Raw genomic sequence first — 19,023 nt, 5'->3', positions numbered from 1 at the left:
CTCCGTTGAAGGTGGTCAGGGCGCCTGGTAGATCACGTTGAAGAGCGGCTGCCCCTGTTGCAGTCGCACGATGTTCTGGGCCATGAAGCGGTAGCGCCTCTCGAGCAGCGCCGGCGTCATGGCCGAGATGTGGGGCGTGGCGCGGACGTTGGGCAGTTCATGCAGCGGCCAGCGTGAGGGGTTCACTGGCGCCCCGCCCTTTTTCGGGTACTGGTACCAGACGTCGAGGACGGCCCGTCCCAGTTGCTTGTCACGCAGGGCTTCATAAAGTGCCTGCTCGTCGACGACTTCTGCGCGGGCCACGTTGACCAGCAAAGAGTGCGCGGGCAGCAATGCAAGCTGGCGCGCGCCGATCAGGCCGCGGGTGCTGTCGTCCAGCGGGCAACAGACCACCAGGACTTGAACCCGTGCCAGCACTTCGTCCAGCGCCGACACCGCGACGTATTCATGCGCCAGTTCCTCCGGGCCCTGTTTGCCGCTGCGCGTCACGGCCATCACGTGCATGCCGCAGGCCCGCGCGCGCCGGGCAATCTCCTGCCCGATGTGACCAAATCCCAGGATGGCGACGGTCTTGCCATTGGCCTCATCGTGCTGGGCGCGGCTGGCGTAGGCCTGCGCCCAGGCGCTCGCGTCCAGTTGCGACGGGTACTGCCAGAGTTGCAGGAAGTGCTCCAGGATGGCGTGCAGGGTGAACTCGGCGATGGGCACCTCGTGACCGTGCACATTGCACACCGTGGTTCCCGGGGGCAACGACCGGCAGGCGATCTGTTCCGATCCTGCCCCAGGCACATGCACCAGCCGGCAGCGCAGGCGGTCGGCTTCGTCGGCGCTGATGCTGTTGCTGATGACGACGTCCGAGGGGATAACGCCAGCCTCGGGAAAGGCGTGACGCGCCTCGACCTCGTGCCCGGGGCCGAGGAGCGCGCGCAACCGGGGCGCGTTGGGCGCATGAAGGCCGACGATCTGGATATGCATGGGAAGTCTTGCGAAGGCGTGGTCGAGACGGCGAGGCAATGCCCGCTATCAGCTTTCGCGGACGATGAGGTCCGGTCGCTGCTTGAGGCTGTCCTGCAAGCGCGTACCCAACCCAGGCGCCACGGGCGGCTGGGCCATCCCCTCACGGATCACCGGCAGGTCGGTCACGATGTCGCGGTACCAGGTGGCCAGCGTGGCGCGCACCACCTCCTGGTAGATGGCCGTCGACGCGTGCAATGCCATCTGCAGGCCTGCCATCAACGTGACCGGGCCGGTGCAGTCGTGCGGTGCCAGCGGCCGGTTGTAGGCTTGGGCGAGCGCTGCGATCTTGCGCCCTTCGGTGAAGCCGCCGCACCAGGCGAGGTCCAGCATCACCACGTCGAGCGCGTCGCTGGCAAGCAGGTCGCGAAAGGGGCGCAGGCCGCCCAGCGTCTCACTTCCGCATACCGGCACGCGCGTGCGGCGCCGCAGGTCGGCGAGGCCGGCGGCGTCGTCCATCTTGCACAGCGGGTCTTCGACCCAGAACACGTTGTAGTCCTCCAGCGCCTGGCAGATGCGCAAGGCCGAGTGGCCACCGAAGAGGCTGTGCAATTCGCACATGACCTCGATGCGGTTGCCGACGGCATCGCGAATGCGCCGGAACGGCTCCAGGCCCTTTTCCAGGTCCGGCAGGCTGATGAGATGGCCGCCGCTTCCGGGCGCGTAGATGTCGAAGGGCCAGATCTTCATGGCCTTGTACCCTTCGTCCAGCAGGCTGCGGGCGAGCGCGCCGGCGTCGCGCATGAAGGCCACCTGGTCGTCGTAAGGCCCCTGGGACTGGTCGTGCGCGCCGATGTCGCGACGCTTGCCGGTGGTGTTGAAGCTGTAGCCCGCGCAGGTGTTGTAGACCGGCACGCTCGGGCGTGCCGCGCCGCCCAGCGCCTCGTGGATGGGCACGCCCTGACGCTGGCCCGCCAGGTCCCACAACGCGATGTCGACAGCACTGGCTGAGCGCACTTCCACACCCGAACCGTTGTAGCCGACGTAGGGCGTGAGCAGATGGCGCGAGATGCCTTCGATGTGCCGCGCGTCGCGCCCCAGCAACCAGGGAGCGAGTTCGTCATGCAGGCAGGTTTCGACCGAAGCGGCCCCGCGAAAGGTCTCCCCCAGCCCGACGAGGCCATCGCTCGTTTCCAGCTCGAGCCAGATCAGGCTGGGCCGGTCCGGCAGCCGGTAGGTACGAAGACAGCGGATGGTTGACATGATTTACAGCTTTTTATATCTTCAGGGGCAAATCTGGAGATTTTTCGAGCGAGTTGGGTCTGAAGTGAATTGTCTGTGTGTAGGCGCTTGAACTTTTGGCCGATTACCCTGTAAATAGCTGTTATATGCAAGAACCCGTTTCAGACGCCACGGATCTGGCCATGCACGCACACAGGGCGGACCGGTTGCTGGGCGACAAGGTCTACGAGGACCTGATGCAACTTCTCGGCACGCCGGGCTTCGAGCCGCGCGCACGGCTGCCCGGTGAAACGGCGCTGTCACAGCGCCTCGGCGTGTCGCGCCCGGTGCTGCGCCAGGCGCTGGCGCGCCTTCGCGACGAGGGCCGCATCTACGCGCGCAAGGGCTCGGGCACTTTCGTCACAGATGCGCTGCCTCAGGCCAAGCCCATCTCGCTCAGCACGCTGGAGAACATCGCAGACATCCGCGCCTTTCTGGAATTCCGCTGCTTCATGGAAGGCGAAGCCGCCGCCCGCGCGGCGCTGACGCGCACCACCGATCAGATGCACCATATCCGCCTGTGTCGCGAGCGTTTTGAGCAGGCCCTTGCGGACGGAAGCGATGCCGTGGAAGAGGACGTCGCCTTCCACGACGCGGTGGCCCAAGCCTGCGGCAACCGCTTTTTCAGCATGACGATGAACGCCCTGGCGCCGCAGACCCGCTTCAGCATCGGACTCTCGCGCAGCCTCGCGGGGCGGCCGCAAGGGCAGCGACGGACTGGCGTGTGCCAGGAGCACGCGGCCGTGGAACTGGCCATCGAGCAGCAGAATGCCGCCGCCGCACGGCAGGCCATGGAGGCGCACCTGCGCGGGGGCATCGCGCGGCTGTTCGGCCACTGACTCTCGGCGGATCAGACTTTCGCTAGTGGACGAACATTTTTCGATGAAGGCGCCGCAGCGACCACCAGATACTGGTCGCAACGAGTGGAATGGCCAGTGCAGCCGTGGTCTCCGGCGACAGCGGCCAACCGATCTGCTGAGCACCCTTGGCGAGGTAGCTGACGAGGCCAACGATATAGTAGGTGATGGCCGCAACCGAAAGTCCTTCGACGGTGGCCTGCAGCTTCAGTTGAAGGTCCTGACGGCGGTTCAGCGCCTCCAGCAGGGCTTGGCTGACTTGTTGCTGTTCGATCTCGACGCGGGTGCGCAGCAAATTGCTCATTCTGGAGACGCGTTGCGACAGCGAATCCTGTCGCTTGGCCGCCCATTCGCACGTTTTTCTCGCGGGGGTCAGGCGTCGGTCCATGAACTCGGCAATGCTCTGGAGACCATCGAGCTTGGCTTCGGAAATCTGCACGATGCGCTGGTCCAGCAGCTCGAAATAGGCGCTGCTGGCGGAAAGGCGTGAATGCGTGGCGGCGTGCTGGCTTTCGACCTCCCCGGCGAGGCGCGTGAGCCGGTCCAGCAGGGCCGGCTCGGCGTCGCGTTGAGCGCTGCGAATGGCTTGCGCGAGCGCAGCCAACTCGCCTTCCGCGCTGCCCAGAGCCTCACCTGCTTGCCGCGCCGCCGGCAGTCCGAGCAGGGCCGCCAACCGGTACGTCTCGATCTCGAGGACCCGCTGCACCATTCGGCCGAGTCGACGAGGCTCCAGCGCATCCGAGAAAAGCAGGATGCGGGAGGAGCCGTCCGCGTGGATGGCGAAGTCGGTGTACACCTGTGCCTGCCCGGCCGCGACGTTGGAGCCCACCAGCATTTGCTCGTTGAGCATGTCCTTGACGTACGGGTCGTCGACGCTTCCTCGCGCCGGAAATACCCAGAGATTGAGGCTGCAAAGGCATTGTCCGGGAAGCCCGGCGAGCCATTCTTGCGGTACGGCGCTGAAGGCACTGGCTGGCAGGCGGGGACGGCGTGCTTCTGCGGGTTCTTGTAACGTGAATGTCCAGGTGACAAACTCCGTGTGCAGTTCCCAGCGCAGGCGAATCGATCCGAACTCGACCCGCAGGTGCGTGGTCTTCTCGTCCGGTGGCGTCAGATGATGATCACGCAACAGCCTTGCCAGATGGGCCTGGCTCTGGGCGCGTTGCGACGTATCCGCGAGCATAACGACATGCGCAATGCTCAGGGCGCCCGTCAGCGCTTCGGGCGGACGGGCGTGGACTTCGTTGTGCAGCTCGGCGCGCTGCGGATGCTGGGTGAGGCGGCTGGTAAGGGGCATGGGCGACGAGTGAAAGATCGGGCGATGCCCAGTTCAGCGAGCATACGGATTTTTCAAGCACATCCGCCGTCACTGTTCGACTCGGAGCTGGAGCTGCGCCGAATCGGTGAGCGTTTGCAGCAATGCGGTTTCGAACTTCACCCTGACAAGACGCACATCGTCTACTGTCGGCACGTCAACCGACACGAAAGTCAACCGCACCGAGACCACCTGCGGCAGGCGGCCCAGACCCCCACCTTGCGCTCATACCGCTCATGCGCCAAGCCATTGTTCGACCTTGTCACGGCTGGGCACACCCCCGGCATGGACCACCTTGCCGTCGATCACAACGCCTGGGGTCGACATCACGCCGTAGTTCACGATGTCGCGCATCTCCTCGACCTTCTGCAGCGTGACGCTGACGCCCTTGGCCTTGGCAACCTGTTCGATCATTGCGACCGTACTCTTGCATTTGGCACATCCCGTGCCGAGTACCTTGATGTCCATATCAATCTCCATTCAGGGTTGAAGTCTCAAGTGGCCGCCCCGGCGCGTGCACGTCTATTGCATTCGGCACACTCGAAACTCGGCCACCTGATAGCAGGGCTCGCATTTGCGCATGCTCTGCAGTTGTCGGCCAGCTTGCGTCCTCGGGAACGGTCGCTGAGCCAGGACGGTGCGGGTGCGCCGCCGGCGTGCCAGGCCAGTCGATGCGTCCCTGGGCGTCAAATCGGACCAAGCTGTACGTCTCGTTGACCACTGTGCCGGCCTCTCCGGGCGCTTCGCGCACGTACCAATCGGCCAGTCGCAGGGTTCGGCCCGCCAACGCGGGTGCTGTGGCCTGGCCGCGAGCAAGCGCCACGTACAGGGCATGGGGAACGGGATGGACCCCGCTGTCTTCATCGAGCAGGAAGACGTAGGAGGCGTGCTCATTCGCTGCGACGCCATCTGCGCCATGCGGGAGGCTGCGGCCCGAAATGTCGACCGTGCTGTACACGGGCGCAAAGCCGCCGCCCGGCGTTCGAAAGTTCGTGGTCTGGCCTTGGTACAGGCGCGCCGCCACCCACTGTACCGACCCCTCGTAGGCATAGGCTCGCAGGTCGAACTTCAGGGGCCGCACGGCCTCCCCCTTGTCGAGCTTGCGTTCACCCGGCGCAACGATGGTCTGGGCGACGTAGTCACCGCCGAGAATGTCCGCCCAGACTCGCTGTGTCAGTTTGTCGCCTCGGTACGCCGCGCGGCTACCAAAACCGGCCACGGGCTTGAAGAAGAGGTTGCGGCGCGCCGCCCACAGTCGATCGGCGTTCGCCGCAGAGACCACCTCGGTGTGCGGCACGCAGGACAGCAATATCTCCTGTGTTGCCGGCGGCACGCCCAGCGCCTGGAGACGAGCCGGATCGCTGAAGAGCGCGAGCTGTCGCTTGTCGGCATAAAGGGCGTGCGCTTGCGGGTGAGGGGTCAGCACCGCGCCGCGCTGTTCGTAGGCGTCACGCAGCGCAGCACTGTCCGGTTGTTCAAGGTAGAAGTCGGTCAGCCGGTTGTAGACCAGATCGATCGCGAGCTCGTCGCACCAGAGCACGCCGTCACGCCACACAAGCTCCGACGGATCGGCGATGACAGCACGCAGTCCGTGTCGTTCGAACAAGCGCTGGAACAGGACAAATTCGGGGTACAGGTATTGATCTGCAGGCGCTGCGTCGACGATCGCTATGCTTGCCAGCGGTCGCGCCGCGCGGCCTTGGCCTGCCAGTCGCCACTCTCGGCGAAACATGTCGACGATGCGTTGCTCGAACGCCAACACGCTGGCTGGCGTGGGCACCATGGCATCCATCGCGTCGCAGCAGGCCCGCTGCGCGCGCGCCAGCACCGCGTTGAGCATGGCGCCGCCCGCATTGGTGTTGATCTCGATGAGGCCCAGGCGCCCCTGGTCGAGGTGAAAGTCGTATCCGAGGAACACGCCGTGCGGGCCTTGCCCGCCCAAGCGAGCGATGGCTGGTGCCGCTGCCAATGTCTGCTCGCGGTACGCCGGCATGGCTACCACCGATTCGATGGCCTGCACCAGCTGCGCCATGCGCTGCAACTGCGCTGCGGCCACGAACACCGGTTGGGCGGAGAACACGAAGGGACAGCGCCCGCGAATGAGATCCGACAGGCCCGGCCGCCCCAACTCGGCATCGAGCGCATGCGCCAGCGCTTCGCGGTCGAGGCTGAAGCAAAAGCACTCGCTGTTGAGCAGTGCGATCGAATCGCCCGTGCGTGCCGATTTCATTTGATCAAAGCAATGCGTTGAAAACGTAGCCGACCGTCAATATGCCGGCGGCCACCACACCTGCGAAGGTGGCGATCAGGCGCACTTTCAGCACCTTGCGCAAGATGATCATCTCGGGCAAGGAAAGCGCGATCACGCTCATCATGAACGCCAGCACGGTGCCGAGTGCCGCGCCCTTGGCCAGCAATGCCTGCACGATCGGGATCACACCGGCGGCGTTCGTGTACATCGGTACGCCAATGAGCACCGCGAGCGGCACCGACCACCACGGAGCGTCTTTGCCCATGAACGAAGCCATGAAATCCTCTGGTACCCAGCCGTGGATGCCTGCACCGATGGCGATGCCGGTCAGGATGTAGGGCCAGACCTTGCCGACAATCTCGTGCACGCTGGCAAAGCCGGCATCGATTCGCTCGGTGAGCGTCATGCCCTGGTCACCGGCAGCCGCCTGCACCTTGGGCATGTCGCGCACCCAGTCTTCCAGGTGCCGCTCCATCTTCATCCGGCCGATCACCCAGCCCGCCACAATCGCCACGCTGAGGCCCAGGGTGAGGTAGAGCAGCGCAATCTTCCAGCCGAACAGGCTGAGCAGCAGTGTCAGCGCCACCTCGTTGACCATCGGCGCCGAAATCAGGAACGAAAAGGTCACGCCCAGAGGCACGCCGGCCTGAACGAAGCCAATGAACAAGGGCACAGCGGAACAGGAACAGAAGGGCGTCACGATGCCCAGGCTGGCGGCCATCACGTTGGCCACGCCTTCGGTCCGGCCGGCCAGCAGGGCGCGCGTGCGCTCAGGGGTGAAGTACGAGTTCACCATGCCCATCACGAACACCACCGCCGTCAGCAGCAACAACACCTTGGGCGTGTCGTAGAAGAAGAACTGCACGGCCCCGCCCAGGCGGCTTGTCCGATCGATCGGCAACGCGGCGACGAGAGCCTCTGACGCCGGCGTCAACGCCTGGTAGAGCACCCACCAAACCAGCGCGGCCATCAAAAGAAAGACGCGGGGGTGCTGTCTCGGCAACTGCAGAGTTCGTTGGCGTAGCGTGGAAGCGGTCAGTTCGGTCATGGTCCGTCCTCTCCAAAGCGGAGATGAAGACCTGCAAAAGGATGCAGCAACTGGATTTCTGACGTTTGATCGACGTCAAGCCACGGGGCCGTCAATCGCAAGGAATTCGCGCAGCGTTCTGATCGGCGCGGCCTACGGGCCTGTTTCGCAACACGCTCAAGAGGTATTTGCGTTCGGGCGCGGCGTCGAACTCCATGAACGCCTTGGCGATCGAGGATTGGTTTGGAATCGTGATCATTCGCTTCCAGCGGCCGAGCCGCGCAGCTGGTTCACCGCATTGAACGACTGGGAGCCGCCCGACACCTGCATGACCGCGAGCGTTTCCCCTTGGGTTGGCCGCACGGCGCACACGCTCGAAGGGATCCAGTCGATCTGCGCCTTCATGATGCCAGTCGGTTCACGCCAACCAGCACGTCGACCACTCTGATTGCAGCCTTGGGACTCATGATCAATCCTGATCCCTCGCGATACGCCGGAGCCACGCGAGCCTTGGGAAATGCACGGGGCGGGGCGAGGCTAGAGTGCTTGAACATTTTGAAGGAACGGATCGTCGAGACCGGCGCCAGGGAATTCCCGCTGAGGGTCATCCGGTCCGGCAGAAATCTAATGTGACCGCGAGACCTTCGGCGAAGCTTAAGACCATCCATGGCGTGTGACGTGGCAACTTCTCGGTCATCTCGGAATCCAAATCGCGGCAGCTCACTTTGGCTGTATGCAATAGTTCGATTGGGCCAAGGAGGCTTCGTGTACCAACATATCCTGGTTCCCCTCGATGGCAGCGCCACCGCCGAGCGTGGCTTGCAGGAAGCAGTGCAACTCGCCGTCGAGCACAAGGGAACGTTGCGACTGCTGCATGTCATCGAAGACGCTCCCGACCTCGATGAGATGTCGGCCCTATCCAGTCTTGATGAATCCAGGCAGAAGAAACGCGCACTCGGCGAGGAAGTGCTTACAACCGGCAAGCGATGGGCCGCCAAGGCCGGCATTCAGGCCGAAGTCGTCCTGAACGAGGGAATACATGGCAGCATTGCGAGCGTCATCGTGGACGAAGCCAGGCGTTCCGGCTGCGACCTGATCGTCATGGGCACGCACGGGCGCCGCGGGCTGAGGCGCCTCACCTTAGGTAGCGAGGCAGCGGCGGTGGCACGCAGTAGCCCGGTGCCAGTCCTGCTCGTCAAGAACGATCTGGCTGTCGACTGAACAGCAATGGAGGTGGCCGTCGCGAGATTTCACGGCGTTCCTTCGATTGCTGTAGGGCTGGGCGTGCAACAGTCGAGCGAAGTCGATGTCGTTCCGTGTCACTCGAAAGAAGGCGAAGTGGGCGATGCTACGGGCTTGCCGGCAGCGACCCAGGCGTCAAACCCGCCCGCTATCGACTGCACCTGCAGGTAGCCCATGTCGTGCATGGCGCAGGCGGCCAAGGCCGCGCGGCCGCTTGTCTTGCAATACAAGACCACCTTGAGGTCGCGCGATGTGAGTCGAGGACTGCTGCTGAGCTTGAATTCCAGCAGTCCGCGCGAGGCATGGACGGCACCTGGCAGGTGTCCTGCCTGGTACTCGTCGGTCTCGCGCACGTCGATGAGAACGTCGGCCTCGCGGATGGCTTGTTCTGCCTGGTCGATGGAGACTTCCTGGACGCGAGCCTTGGCGGCGGCAACGAGATCGTGAGCAGATTTCATGACGATTAACTTATGTGAATGATCAATGTCACCGGTTCAGTGCACAGGAAGCGCGTTGACCGGGATACGGAGGTAGGCGACCCCGTTGTCGTCGGGGGGCGGAAGCTGTCCGCCCCGCACGTTCACCTGAATCGAGGGAAGGATGAGCGTCGGAACATCCAGGGTTGCGTCCCGGGCCGTGCGCATGGCGACGAAGGCGTCCTCGCTGACGCCGTCGCGGACATGGATGTTGTGGGCTCGTTGCTCGGCGACGGTGGTCTGCCATCGGGGCTGTCGAGACCCCGGTGGGTAGTCGTGACAGACGTACATCGTGGTCTCGGGCGGCAGGTCCAGCAGTCTGCGCATCGAGGCGTAGAGCTGGCGTGCGTTGCCACCAGGGAAGTCCGCGCGCGCGCTGCCGACGTCGGGCATGAAGAGCGTGTCGCCGACGAAGACGGAGCCGTCCACCAGGTAGGCCATGTCAGCCGGGGTGTGACCCGGCACCAGCAGTGCGGTGGCCTCGACGCTGCCAATCTTGAACACCTCGCCGTCCCTGAGGAGGTGGTCGAACTGGCTCCCGTCCGGCAGAAAGCTGCGCTCGAGGTTGAAGAGCTTCTTGAAGGTCGCCTGCACGGTGCGGATGTTCTCGCCGATGGCGATCAGGCCGCCGACCTGGGCCTGGACGTAGCGTGCGCCGGACAGGTGGTCGGCGTGCGCGTGGGTTTCCAGAATCCAGTCGACCTGCAGGCCTTTCTCCCGCACATAGGCCAGCAGCCGGTCGGCCGAAGCCGTGCTGGTGTGCCCCGACTTGAAATCGTAGTCCAGCACCGGGTCGATGACCGCGGCTCGTCCCGTCGCATCGTCCCAGATGACGTAGGAAACCGTCCACGTGTGGGGGTCGAAGAAGCCTTGGGTCGTCGTGCGGGTCTTCATGGGATCACTGGGTCACCGATTGACGTATATTATCGATGTATACATAATATGTCAATCGAAACTGTCCATTTCTTCTCTTTATGAAGGCTTCCGCTTTGGTCATCGATCCCGACGCCCTGCGCGGCGCCGCAGGCAAGGCTGTTGGCGCTCTCAAGGTGCTCGCCAATGAAGACCGACTGCTCCTGCTTTGCCAGCTCTCGCAAGGAGAGATGTGCGTGAGCGAGCTGGAACGCGCACTGGACATTCGCCAGCCGACCCTTTCACAGCAACTGGGCGTGTTACGCGGCGAGGGAGCTGTCCATACGCGCCGCGAGGGAAAGAGCATCTTCTACAGGGTGGCCGATACCTCGATGCTTGAGATCCTCGCGCTGCTCTACCGTCTCTACTGTCCGAAGGAGACCTGATGCCTATGGACTGGAACCGTCTACCGGCTGTTTGCGTCGCTGCCCGAGCTGCAGATTGATGCCTGAGGCCTGAGCCCCACTCTGTTCGCGAGGCGGGCGCGGCAAGCCCCTCCGGCTCAAAGGACATGGCCGGATCGGATTCTCGCCAGATTCCTGGCCTGGTTCTCAACCGCGTTCGCTGGAAGGCCCTCCGAGACCCGCTGGAGAACGCGGCCTCCGCCGCCGCCCGGCGGGCGCGGCGAATGCGGCCCGCTTCGGAGCCGTTCGCTCGAACTGCCGCGCAATGTTGCCGCACACCAGATCGCACAGCTCGTAGACCGCGGCATCCGCGATGCGGAAGTAGGCACTGTTTCCACGGGTTTCCCGCGACACCAGCCCGTGCTGCGTCAACAGAGTGAGGTGCCGTGAGATGTTGGCCGAGCTGTAGCCGCACAGCTGCGCCAGCTCGCCCACGTTTCGCTCCTGCTGGCGCAGGAGATTGAGAATCTGCAGCCGAGTCGGCTCGGCCAGCGCCTGGAAATACGCCGCCACCTGCACCAACGCTTCGTCGGAAAGGCCTTCCATGCTTGGACATGCCTGAAGTTGATCTGGCGCAATCATGCCTCAGTGCTCCCTTCTCATACTCGTCTCCGCGCAATCAGTTACTTACACACTTGACTATTTAGCTATGTGCGCAAATACTATACAAAACATCGGTGCTGTTCCAGTCCCAGCGTATTCGGACTGGGCACCGCCCTCTGAACTGTCCGTATGCTCAAGATTCGCTCGATCACTCTCACAGCCCTTCTCGCCGGGGTCACGCTGGCCGCGTCCGCCTGGGCGGCCGCTGAGCCATTGAGTGCCGTGACGGCCCGGCCTTCTGCGACCGCCGCATCGGGTTTTGACGGCGTCGTCGAAGCTGTGCGACAGACGGTCATCGCCGCGCAAGTGTCTGGCGCGGTGGTCCACCTTGACGCCAGGGTCGGCGACTCCGTCAAGGCCGGCCAAGTGCTGCTGCAGATCGATGCCAGGGCAGCCGACCAGAACGCCGCTGCAAGCGATGCTCAGGTCCAGGCCGCACGCGCATCGCTGGAGGTCGCGACCAAGGAATACGAGCGGCAGAAGCAGCTGTTCCAGAAGAACTACATCAGCCAGGCGGCGCTGGAACGCGCCGAATCCGAGTTCAAGGCGACCCGGGCGCAAGTCGCGGCACAAGGCGCCCAAGCCGGCGTGGCACGAACGCAGAGCGGCTTCCATGTCATCCGAGCGCCTTATGCAGGCGTGATCGCGGAAGTCCCGGTGTCGTTGGGCGACATGGCGATGCCGGGCCGTGCCCTGATCACTGTCTACGATCCTTCCGCCCTGCGGATTACCGCAGCCGTGCCCCAGACCGTAGCAGCGCAAGTGGCGACCGGCCAGTTGCCGCGGGCGGAATTGCCCGGACTGACCGCACAGCGCCAATGGGTCACTCCGGTACGCATGCAGATCCTGCCCACGATTGACGCAGCCACCCATACGGTGCAGTTTCGCGTCGATCTTCCGCCCGGTCTGGACGGTGTCGTACCCGGCATGTTCGCGCGACTGTGGCTGCCCGTGGCCGGCGGGGGTGCGAGCGCCATGCCGAGCCTGTCGGTCCCGCTTTCCGCCATCGTGCGCCGTGCTGAGCTGACCGGACTCTACGTCCTCAATTCGGAAGGCCGTCCCATGCTCCGCCAGGTGCGGCTGGGCCGTGTCGACGGCGACAAGGTCGAGATCCTCTCGGGCCTGATGCCCGGCGAGAAAGTGGCCACCGACCCGCAGGCCGCCGTTCGCATCCGCCAGACCACGCCATGACACAGCAAGGGCGGTCCTCGTCGCTGGGCATTTCAGGCCGGATTGCGGCGTTCTTCCAGAGCGCCCAGATCACGCCGTTGCTCGCACTGATGGCACTTCTGCTCGGCGCGTTCGCCGTGCTGGTGACGCCGCGCGAGGAAGAGCCGCAGATCAACGTCACGATGGCCAATGTGCTCATCCCCTTCCCGGGTGCGAGCGTGCGGGACGTCGAGCAGATGGTGGCCGGGCCGGCCGAGCAGGTGCTGGCCCAGATCTCAGGCGTCGAGCACGTGATGTCCGTGTCGCGACCGGGCCTGGCCGTGATCACGGTGCAGTTCAAGGTCGGCGTGCCGCGTACCGAAGCCCTGGTGCGCTTGTACGACACGGTCAACGCGAATGCCGACTGGCTGCCCAAGGGCCTGGGCGTTCTCGATCCGATCGTCAAGCCCAAGGGCATCGACGATGTGCCGATCGTGACACTGACGCTCTTCAGCAAGAACGCCGCGGTCGGACCCTACGATCTGGAGCGCGTGGCACACAGCATCGAGGCTGACTTGAAACGCGTGGCAGGCACCCGCGAAGTGAACACGATCGCCGGAGCGGGCCGCGCCATTCTGGTTGAACTCGACCCCGCGCGCATGGCCGGCGCCAGCGTCACCGTGTCAGACCTCCGAACCGCGCTGCAATCCGCCAACCTCGGGTTGCCGGTCGGAGAACTGATCTCGGGGAACCAGGCCGTGGCCATCGAATCCGGTCCGTTTCTGCGGCAAGCCAGCGAGGTCGGCGAACTGGTGGTCGGCGTGCATGGCGGAAAGCCGGTGTTCCTGCGCGATGTCGCCACGGTGCGCGATGGCCCGCTGCCGCCCAGCCGCTACGTCTGGTATGGCGAGGCTGGCAAGGACGGTGCCGGCGCGGCTGAGTTTCCAGCGGTCACCCTCGCGGTCACCAAGAAGCCTGGCGAAAACGCCATCGATGTCGCCAACGCCGTGATGCGGCGCGTCGACGTTCTGCGCAATGCCGTGATTCCCGCCGACGTACAGGTTGCCGAAACCCGCAACTATGGCGCGACTGCCAACGACAAGGCCCAGAAGCTGATCCAGAAACTGCTGTTCGCCACCGCCTCGGTGGTGGCGCTGGTGTTCCTCGCGCTGGGTCGGCGGGAAGCCGCGATCGTTGGCGCTGCGGTGATCCTGACGCTGACGGTCACGCTCTTCGCATCCTGGGCCTGGGGCTTCACGTTGAACCGGGTGTCGCTGTTCGCCCTGATCTTCTCGATCGGCATCCTGGTCGACGACGCGATCGTCGTGGTCGAGAACATTCACCGCCATCAGAAGTTGCATCCCGAGCGCACGTTGGCGCAGATCATCCCGGGCGCGGTGGACGAAGTGGGCGGACCGACCATCCTGGCCACGCTGACGGTGATCGCCGCGCTGTTGCCGATGGCCTTCGTGTCCGGCTTGATGGGGCCCTACATGAGCCCGATCCCGATCAACGCGAGCATGGGCATGCTGCTGTCGCTGGCGATCGCTTTCATGGTCACGCCCTGGCTGGCACGCCTCTGGATGAAGGCAGCACCGGCCCACGTTGCCAAGGCCGATGGCCCCAAGGCTGCTCACGGCCTGGCAGCCAAGCTCGCGCCGCTGTTCGCACGCGTGTTCCGTCCGCTGCTCGATGAACAGCGCGGCTCGCGCAATCGCCGCCTGCTCGGCCTTGGCATCGGCATCCTGATCGCGCTCTCCCTCGCGCTGCCCGCGACTGGCCTGGTCCTGCTGAAGATGCTGCCTTTCGACAACAAGTCGGAGTTCCAGGTCGTCGTCGACATGCCGGCTGGCACCCCGGTCGAACAAACCGCCGCGGTGCTGCAAGAGCTGGGCGCTTACCTGACCACCGTGCCCGAAGTCACCGACTACCAGGCCTATGCCGGCATCGCTGCGCCGATCAACTTCAATGGACTGGTGCGCCAGTACTACCTGCGCGCCGGCGGCGAAGTCGGCGACCTTCAAGTCAATCTCGTCGACAAGCACCAGCGCAAGGCGCAGAGCCACGCGATCGCCACGCGCGTGCGGCCCGCTCTGCAGAAGATCGGCGAACGCTTCGGTGCCAACATCAAGGTGGTGGAAGTTCCCCCAGGCCCGCCGGTGCTGTCGCCGATCGTGGCCGAAATCTATGGACCCGAGGCTGAAGGGCGGCAGCGGGTCGCGAAGGCCGTACGCGCAGTGTTCGAGAAGACCCCGGGGGTGGTCGACGTCGACGACAGCAGCATCGCCGCGGCACCGAAGACCCTGCTGCTCGTCGACCGCCAGAAGGCGGCGATGCTGGGCGTGCCGCAGCAGGCCATCGTGACCACGCTCAGGGCGGGCCTGGCTGGCGAGGCCACGGCTTACCTGCACGACCAGAGCAAGTACCCCGCCGCGGCAACGCTGCAGTTGCCGGCCGAACGCCAGGGAGACCTGAATGCGCTGCTGCAACTCACGGTGCGCAGCGCCGCGGGCAACCTGGTGCCCATTCGCGAACTCGTCAAGGTGACGGACACCGTGCGCGAGCAACCGCTCTATCACAAGGACCTGCTGCCGGTGAACTATGTCGTCGCCGACATGGCCGGGAAGCTCGACAGCCCGCTCTACGGCGTCTTTTCGATGCGCAGTGAGCTGGCCAAGATAGCGACACCAGGTGGAGGCTCACTTGTCGAGTATTTCATCCGCCAGCCCGAGGACGCCTACCGCGATTACGCGCTCAAGTGGGATGGCGAGTGGCAGATCACCTACGAGACCTTCCGCGACATGGGTGCCGCCTATGCCGTCGGCCTGATACTGATCTACCTCCTGGTCGTGGCACAGTTCGGCTCCTATCTGACGCCGCTGATCATCATGGCGCCGATCCCGCTGACGATCATCGGCGTGATGCCCGGTCATGCGCTGCTGGGCGCGCAATACACGGCGACCAGCATGATCGGCATGATCGCGCTGGCCGGGATCATCGTGCGCAACTCGATCCTGCTGGTGGACTTCATCAACCTCCAGGTCCGCGAGGGGATGCCGTTCAAGGACGCCATCGTGCACTCGGCCATCACGCGAGCCCAGCCGATCATGCTGACCGGTCTTTCGGCGATGCTGGGCGCCTTCTTCATTCTCGACGACCCGATCTTCAACGGACTGGCGATCTCGCTGATCTTCGGCATCTTCGTCTCCACCGTGTTGACGCTGGTCGTCATTCCGATCCTCTACTACGTCGCCTATCGCAACCGCCTGGGCGCGATCACTGGGTCTGTACAACCAGACTCGTCGTCTTTCTCTGTCCTACCTGAAGGAGCTTCATCATGACTTCCTGGCAACTCGTGCGTCTCGTCGCCGGCTCATTCATCCTGCTGTCGTTGGCACTGGGCATCCCTGGCAGCCCGATCTTCGTCAGTTCCTGGTGGCTGGCCTTCACCGCGTTCGTCGGTGCGAACCTGCTGCAGAGCGCACTGACGAAGTGGTGCCTCATGGAGACGATCATGCGCAAGCTCGGTGCGCGCCCGGGCGCCTGAACGTGGCAGCACGCGGCCTCACCGTCGGGCAATCGGCGAGTGGAGCGAGCCCGGCCGCTGCCCGAAGGTTGTCGATCCCGCGGGGCTGGCTCCTGGTTGGCGGGATGGCGCTCGCCTGCACCTCGCAGGCAGCCCGTGCGGACGACCTGATCGAAGTCCTGCGGGCGGCCGAGCAGAGCGATATGGACTACGCCGTGGCACGGGCTACACATGAGGCCGCGCTGCCGCGCCGCGACCAGGCCGCAGCACTCTGGCTGCCGCGTGTCAACGCGAGTGCCTCGGCCGGATTCGCCACCCGTGACACGGAGACCCGCGGTGCGCAATTCTCCGCGCCCGGTTTCGGCGTCTCGAACAACGTGAACTTCAACACGTCGGTCAATGGAGGCACGGCGGGACGTTGGGCGCTCACGGCAAGCCAGCCCCTCTACAACCCCGAGCGACGCGCCCAGCAACAACTGCTCGGCTTGTCGGTCGACCTGGCCGACCTCGAGTGGCAGACTGCCCGGCAGTCCCTGATGCTGCGCACCGCGCAGCGCTATTTCGACCTCGCGCTGGCGGAAGAGTCGCTGCGCGTTCTGAAGCTCCAGCTGGATGCCGTGCAACGAGCTTCGACCGAGGCGAAGGACCGTTTCACGATGGGCGCGACACCGGTCACCGACACGTATGAGACGGGCGCCCGACTGGCTGGCATTCGGGCGCAGGTGCTGGCAGCCGAAAGCGATGTGCAGCTCAAGCGCAACCTGCTGGCCGACAGCACCGGGATGCCGGCCCCGACGCTGTCAGCCCGCCTGCCGGCCGGCCGCTCCGCGGACACCCAGCCGCGGCCATTGGCGGCGTGGCTGGCCGACGCGCAGGCCGGCAATCCCGACATCCGCATCCGGGAACTGGCCTCCGAAGTCGCGAAGCAGGAAGCGTCGAAATTCAGCCTGCAGTCGTCCGTCGCGGTGGACGTCGTTGCTCAGGCCTCGCGCGAGCAGCTCAACGGCAGCGGTGACTTCGGCTCCGCCTCCAACAAGGGAACGGACCGCATGATCGGGGTGCAGATCTCCGTGCCCCTGTTCACCGGCGGCTATCGCAGCGCCAAGCAGGAAGAGGCCCTGCGCCTGGCCGACAAGGCAGCCACGGAAGCCGATCGCAGTCGGCAGACGACCGCACAGCAGGTCCGGTCCGCCTGGCTGGGCTTGAGCGTCGGTGCCGAACGGGTGCATGCCCTCTCGGATGGCGTGAAGGCGAGCGAGGCGCGGCGGGATGCAACGCACCTGGGACACCAGGTCGGCCAACGCACCACCCTGGACCTGCTGAACGCCGAGAACGATACCGCCGCAGCCCGCCTGGCGCTGGTGCAGGCCCGCGCCGGACTCTTGATGGATCGGCTACGCCTCGCGGCGCTTGTCGGGCAACTGGACGACGTCTCCTGGCGCTCGGTCAATGAGGACCTTGAGCCGATCCCGGCGCCTCGGCAATAACCACCCGCTTCAGACCACTTTCACTACCGATGGCCGGGCACACCGGCAACGAGGAGACACAACCATGGCCCACATCGTCATTCTTGGTGCCGGTACCGGCGGCATGCCTGCCGCCTACGAGCTACGCGGCGCACTGGACAAATCGCATCGCATCACGGTTGTGAACGCCGTCGACTACTTCCAGTTCGTTCCTTCCAACCCGTGGCTCGCGGTGGGCTGGCGGGAGCGCAGCGCGATCACCTTCCAGATCCGCCCCTACCTGGAGCAGAAGGGCATCGAGTTCGTCGCCCAACGCGTGACGCGCATCGATGCAACGGGCAACGCGCTCGAGCTGCAGGACGGCAGCAGGCTCACCTACGACTATCTCGTCATCACCACCGGCCCCAAGCTCGCCTTCGACGAGGTGCCTGGCGCCGGCCCGGATGGGCACACCCAGTCGATCTGCCTGGTTGACCATGCCGAGAAGGCCTGGGCGCAGTACCAGCAGTTCCTGAACGACCCCGGCCCGGCAGTCATCGGTGCGATGCCCGGTGCATCGTGCTTCGGGCCTGCCTACGAGTTCTCTTTCATCTTCAACACCGATCTCAAGCGCCGCAAGCTGCGCAACAAGGTGCCCATCACATACGTGACCAGCGAGCCCTACATCGGCCACCTGGGGCTGGGCGGCGTTGGCGACTCCAAGTCGATGCTCGAAAGCGAGTTCCGCAACAACGACATCAAGTGGATCACCAACGCCAAGGTCACGCGAATCGAGCCCGGCAAGATGTTCGTCACCGAGATGGACGAACACGGTCAGCCGAAGAAGGAGCACGAGCTGCCTTTCAAGTTCAGCATGATGCTGCCTGCGTTCAAGGGCGTCGACGCGGTGGCTTCGGTCGAGGGCCTGTGCAACCCGCGCGGATTCGTATTGATCGACGAGTACCAGCGCAGCAAAAATTACCGAAACATCTTTTCAGCCGGGGTCTGCGTCGCCATTCCGCCGGTCGAAGTGACCCCCGTTCCGACGGGCGCACCGAAGACCGGCTACATGATCGAGACCATGATCACAGCCATCGTGCACAACATCGTCGCCGAACTCAACGGCCGGCCGGCAGACGCCAAAGGCACTTGGAACGCGATCTGCCTTGCCGACATGGGAGACACCGGCGCTGCCTTCGTGGCACTGCCGCAGATCCCGCCGCGCAATGTCAACTGGTTCAAGAAGGGCAAATGGGTCCACCTGGCCAAAGTCGCATTCGAGAAGTACTTCATGTACAAGATGAAGAACGGCACATCCGAGCCGATCTACGAGAAGTATGTCCTCAAGGCGCTCGGCATCGAGCGGCTCGAGCGCTGATTCATCGGTTCCGGAGACCATCGATGGAAGCTGGCGCCGCGAGGTCTCAGGTTCGCCGGCGCAAGTTCGTCAAGTCGAACGACCCGGTCCGCGCGCCGGACGGCCTGCCTCTCAAGGCCGGCATCCGGCGCCGAGGTGCCAAGGCAGGCCTCGACGATTTGATTTCCGTCAAGGTCGGTCTCGGGCAAGCAGCCTAGGCTGCA

At 64.7% G+C, this 19,023-nt stretch carries 18 protein-coding genes and 1 pseudogene; 9 read left to right on the top strand and 10 right to left on the bottom strand.

Features of this window, described 5'->3' with window-relative positions; genetic code table 11:
- Window positions 1–15: 15 nt before the first annotated feature.
- Together AC1DYD_RS14580 and AC1DYD_RS14575 are read right to left on the bottom strand one after the other, a co-directional pair.
- A complete protein-coding gene (locus AC1DYD_RS14580) occupies window positions 16–975 on the bottom strand; it encodes a 2-hydroxyacid dehydrogenase (RefSeq protein ID WP_478173457.1) in 960 nt (319 codons plus the stop codon).
- Window positions 976–1,023: 48 nt separating this feature from the next.
- Window positions 1,024–2,217 (bottom strand): mandelate racemase/muconate lactonizing enzyme family protein, encoded by a 1,194-nt coding sequence (locus AC1DYD_RS14575; RefSeq protein WP_478173456.1) that lies wholly within the window; start codon window positions 2,215–2,217, stop codon window positions 1,024–1,026.
- A gap of 185 nt (window positions 2,218–2,402) precedes the next feature.
- Between AC1DYD_RS14575 and AC1DYD_RS14570 the strand changes: the two genes are divergently transcribed.
- The gene (locus tag AC1DYD_RS14570) at window positions 2,403–3,074 is read left to right on the top strand and encodes a FadR/GntR family transcriptional regulator (RefSeq protein WP_478173455.1); all 672 of its coding nucleotides are present in this window, start codon (window positions 2,403–2,405) and stop codon (window positions 3,072–3,074) included.
- Between the two features lie 22 nt (window positions 3,075–3,096).
- Here AC1DYD_RS14570 and AC1DYD_RS14565 read toward each other — a convergent pair whose 3' ends face one another.
- From AC1DYD_RS14565 to AC1DYD_RS14545, 5 genes and pseudogenes are all read right to left on the bottom strand, one after another.
- Window positions 3,097–4,389 (bottom strand): DUF3422 family protein, encoded by a 1,293-nt coding sequence (locus AC1DYD_RS14565; protein ID WP_478173454.1) that lies wholly within the window; start codon window positions 4,387–4,389, stop codon window positions 3,097–3,099.
- Between the two features lie 252 nt (window positions 4,390–4,641).
- A complete protein-coding gene (locus AC1DYD_RS14560) occupies window positions 4,642–4,875 on the bottom strand; it encodes a thioredoxin family protein (protein ID WP_478173453.1) in 234 nt (77 codons plus the stop codon).
- Window position 4,876: 1 nt separating this feature from the next.
- Complete coding sequence (locus tag AC1DYD_RS14555) at window positions 4,877–6,637, bottom strand: hypothetical protein (protein WP_478173452.1); 1,761 nt, start codon at window positions 6,635–6,637, stop codon at window positions 4,877–4,879.
- 4 nt (window positions 6,638–6,641) lie between these two features.
- On the bottom strand, window positions 6,642–7,706 hold the full coding sequence (locus AC1DYD_RS14550) for a permease (protein ID WP_478173451.1): 1,065 nt from the start codon (window positions 7,704–7,706) through the stop codon (window positions 6,642–6,644).
- 166 nt (window positions 7,707–7,872) lie between these two features.
- A pseudogene (locus AC1DYD_RS14545) lies at window positions 7,873–8,099 on the bottom strand (NAD(P)H-dependent oxidoreductase); the annotation flags it as partial.
- Window positions 8,100–8,450: 351 nt separating this feature from the next.
- On the opposite strand from AC1DYD_RS14545, the gene AC1DYD_RS14540 reads away from it, so the two are divergent.
- Window positions 8,451–8,906 (top strand): universal stress protein, encoded by a 456-nt coding sequence (locus AC1DYD_RS14540; protein WP_478173450.1) that lies wholly within the window; start codon window positions 8,451–8,453, stop codon window positions 8,904–8,906.
- Between the two features lie 98 nt (window positions 8,907–9,004).
- Here AC1DYD_RS14540 and AC1DYD_RS14535 read toward each other — a convergent pair whose 3' ends face one another.
- Together AC1DYD_RS14535 and AC1DYD_RS14530 are read right to left on the bottom strand one after the other, a co-directional pair.
- Window positions 9,005–9,385, bottom strand: coding sequence for a rhodanese-like domain-containing protein (locus AC1DYD_RS14535; RefSeq protein WP_478173449.1), 381 nt, complete (start codon window positions 9,383–9,385; stop codon window positions 9,005–9,007).
- A 36-nt stretch (window positions 9,386–9,421) separates the two neighbouring features.
- Window positions 9,422–10,297 (bottom strand): MBL fold metallo-hydrolase, encoded by an 876-nt coding sequence (locus AC1DYD_RS14530; RefSeq protein ID WP_478173448.1) that lies wholly within the window; start codon window positions 10,295–10,297, stop codon window positions 9,422–9,424.
- 80 nt (window positions 10,298–10,377) lie between these two features.
- Here AC1DYD_RS14530 and AC1DYD_RS14525 point away from each other — a divergent pair, with 80 nt between their 5' ends.
- The gene (locus AC1DYD_RS14525) at window positions 10,378–10,701 is read left to right on the top strand and encodes a metalloregulator ArsR/SmtB family transcription factor (RefSeq protein WP_478173447.1); all 324 of its coding nucleotides are present in this window, start codon (window positions 10,378–10,380) and stop codon (window positions 10,699–10,701) included.
- Between the two features lie 165 nt (window positions 10,702–10,866).
- Here the strand turns inward: AC1DYD_RS14525 and AC1DYD_RS14520 are convergent, their stop codons facing one another.
- Window positions 10,867–11,265 (bottom strand): ArsR/SmtB family transcription factor, encoded by a 399-nt coding sequence (locus tag AC1DYD_RS14520; RefSeq protein ID WP_478173446.1) that lies wholly within the window; start codon window positions 11,263–11,265, stop codon window positions 10,867–10,869.
- 186 nt (window positions 11,266–11,451) lie between these two features.
- Between AC1DYD_RS14520 and AC1DYD_RS14515 the strand changes: the two genes are divergently transcribed.
- From AC1DYD_RS14515 to AC1DYD_RS14490, 6 genes are all read left to right on the top strand, one after another.
- The gene (locus AC1DYD_RS14515; RefSeq protein ID WP_478173445.1) at window positions 11,452–12,513 is read left to right on the top strand and encodes an efflux RND transporter periplasmic adaptor subunit; all 1,062 of its coding nucleotides are present in this window, start codon (window positions 11,452–11,454) and stop codon (window positions 12,511–12,513) included.
- Window positions 12,510–15,812, top strand: coding sequence for an efflux RND transporter permease subunit (locus AC1DYD_RS14510; RefSeq protein ID WP_478173444.1), 3,303 nt, complete (start codon window positions 12,510–12,512; stop codon window positions 15,810–15,812). Before AC1DYD_RS14515 ends, AC1DYD_RS14510 begins: the two co-directional genes overlap by 4 nt.
- Complete coding sequence (locus AC1DYD_RS14505) at window positions 15,809–16,018, top strand: YgaP family membrane protein (protein ID WP_478173443.1); 210 nt, start codon at window positions 15,809–15,811, stop codon at window positions 16,016–16,018. The genes AC1DYD_RS14510 and AC1DYD_RS14505 overlap by 4 nt, the downstream gene beginning before the upstream one ends.
- Before the next feature lie 104 nt (window positions 16,019–16,122).
- Entirely contained in the window at window positions 16,123–17,484 is a 1,362-nt protein-coding gene (locus AC1DYD_RS14500) for a TolC family protein (RefSeq protein ID WP_478173442.1), read from the top strand.
- Between the two features lie 64 nt (window positions 17,485–17,548).
- A complete protein-coding gene (locus tag AC1DYD_RS14495) occupies window positions 17,549–18,820 on the top strand; it encodes an NAD(P)/FAD-dependent oxidoreductase (protein WP_478173441.1) in 1,272 nt (423 codons plus the stop codon).
- Window positions 18,821–18,843: 23 nt separating this feature from the next.
- Window positions 18,844–19,017: a hypothetical protein gene (locus tag AC1DYD_RS14490; protein ID WP_478173440.1), complete on the top strand. Its 174-nt coding sequence runs from the start codon at window positions 18,844–18,846 to the stop codon at window positions 19,015–19,017.
- The last annotated feature ends 6 nt before the right edge of the window (window positions 19,018–19,023 follow it).

This window comes from Variovorax sp. P4_B11 (assembly GCF_056402355.1).
The sequence above is the reverse complement of the archived record's forward strand: the minus strand, read 5'-3'. Positions and strand labels throughout refer to the sequence as shown.

Excerpts from the sequence above, each read along its gene's own strand:
- AC1DYD_RS14580 (WP_478173457.1), bottom strand. The coding sequence starts at position 975 with ATGCATATCCAGATCGTCGGCCTTCATGCGCCCAACGCGCCCCGGTTG.
- AC1DYD_RS14575 (WP_478173456.1), bottom strand. The coding sequence starts at position 2,217 with ATGTCAACCATCCGCTGTCTTCGTACCTACCGGCTGCCGGACCGGCCC.
- AC1DYD_RS14565 (WP_478173454.1), bottom strand. The coding sequence starts at position 4,389 with ATGCCCCTTACCAGCCGCCTCACCCAGCATCCGCAGCGCGCCGAGCTG.
- AC1DYD_RS14560 (WP_478173453.1), bottom strand. The coding sequence starts at position 4,875 with ATGGACATCAAGGTACTCGGCACGGGATGTGCCAAATGCAAGAGTACG.
- AC1DYD_RS14555 (WP_478173452.1), bottom strand. The coding sequence starts at position 6,637 with ATGAAATCGGCACGCACGGGCGATTCGATCGCACTGCTCAACAGCGAG.
- AC1DYD_RS14550 (WP_478173451.1), bottom strand. The coding sequence starts at position 7,706 with ATGACCGAACTGACCGCTTCCACGCTACGCCAACGAACTCTGCAGTTG.
- AC1DYD_RS14535 (WP_478173449.1), bottom strand. The coding sequence starts at position 9,385 with ATGAAATCTGCTCACGATCTCGTTGCCGCCGCCAAGGCTCGCGTCCAG.
- AC1DYD_RS14530 (WP_478173448.1), bottom strand. The coding sequence starts at position 10,297 with ATGAAGACCCGCACGACGACCCAAGGCTTCTTCGACCCCCACACGTGG.
- AC1DYD_RS14525 (WP_478173447.1), top strand. The coding sequence starts at position 10,378 with ATGAAGGCTTCCGCTTTGGTCATCGATCCCGACGCCCTGCGCGGCGCC.
- AC1DYD_RS14520 (WP_478173446.1), bottom strand. The coding sequence starts at position 11,265 with ATGGAAGGCCTTTCCGACGAAGCGTTGGTGCAGGTGGCGGCGTATTTC.
- AC1DYD_RS14515 (WP_478173445.1), top strand. The coding sequence starts at position 11,452 with ATGCTCAAGATTCGCTCGATCACTCTCACAGCCCTTCTCGCCGGGGTC.
- AC1DYD_RS14510 (WP_478173444.1), top strand. The coding sequence starts at position 12,510 with ATGACACAGCAAGGGCGGTCCTCGTCGCTGGGCATTTCAGGCCGGATT.
- AC1DYD_RS14505 (WP_478173443.1), top strand. The coding sequence starts at position 15,809 with ATGACTTCCTGGCAACTCGTGCGTCTCGTCGCCGGCTCATTCATCCTG.
- AC1DYD_RS14500 (WP_478173442.1), top strand. The coding sequence starts at position 16,123 with ATGGCGCTCGCCTGCACCTCGCAGGCAGCCCGTGCGGACGACCTGATC.
- AC1DYD_RS14495 (WP_478173441.1), top strand. The coding sequence starts at position 17,549 with ATGGCCCACATCGTCATTCTTGGTGCCGGTACCGGCGGCATGCCTGCC.
- AC1DYD_RS14490 (WP_478173440.1), top strand. The coding sequence starts at position 18,844 with ATGGAAGCTGGCGCCGCGAGGTCTCAGGTTCGCCGGCGCAAGTTCGTC.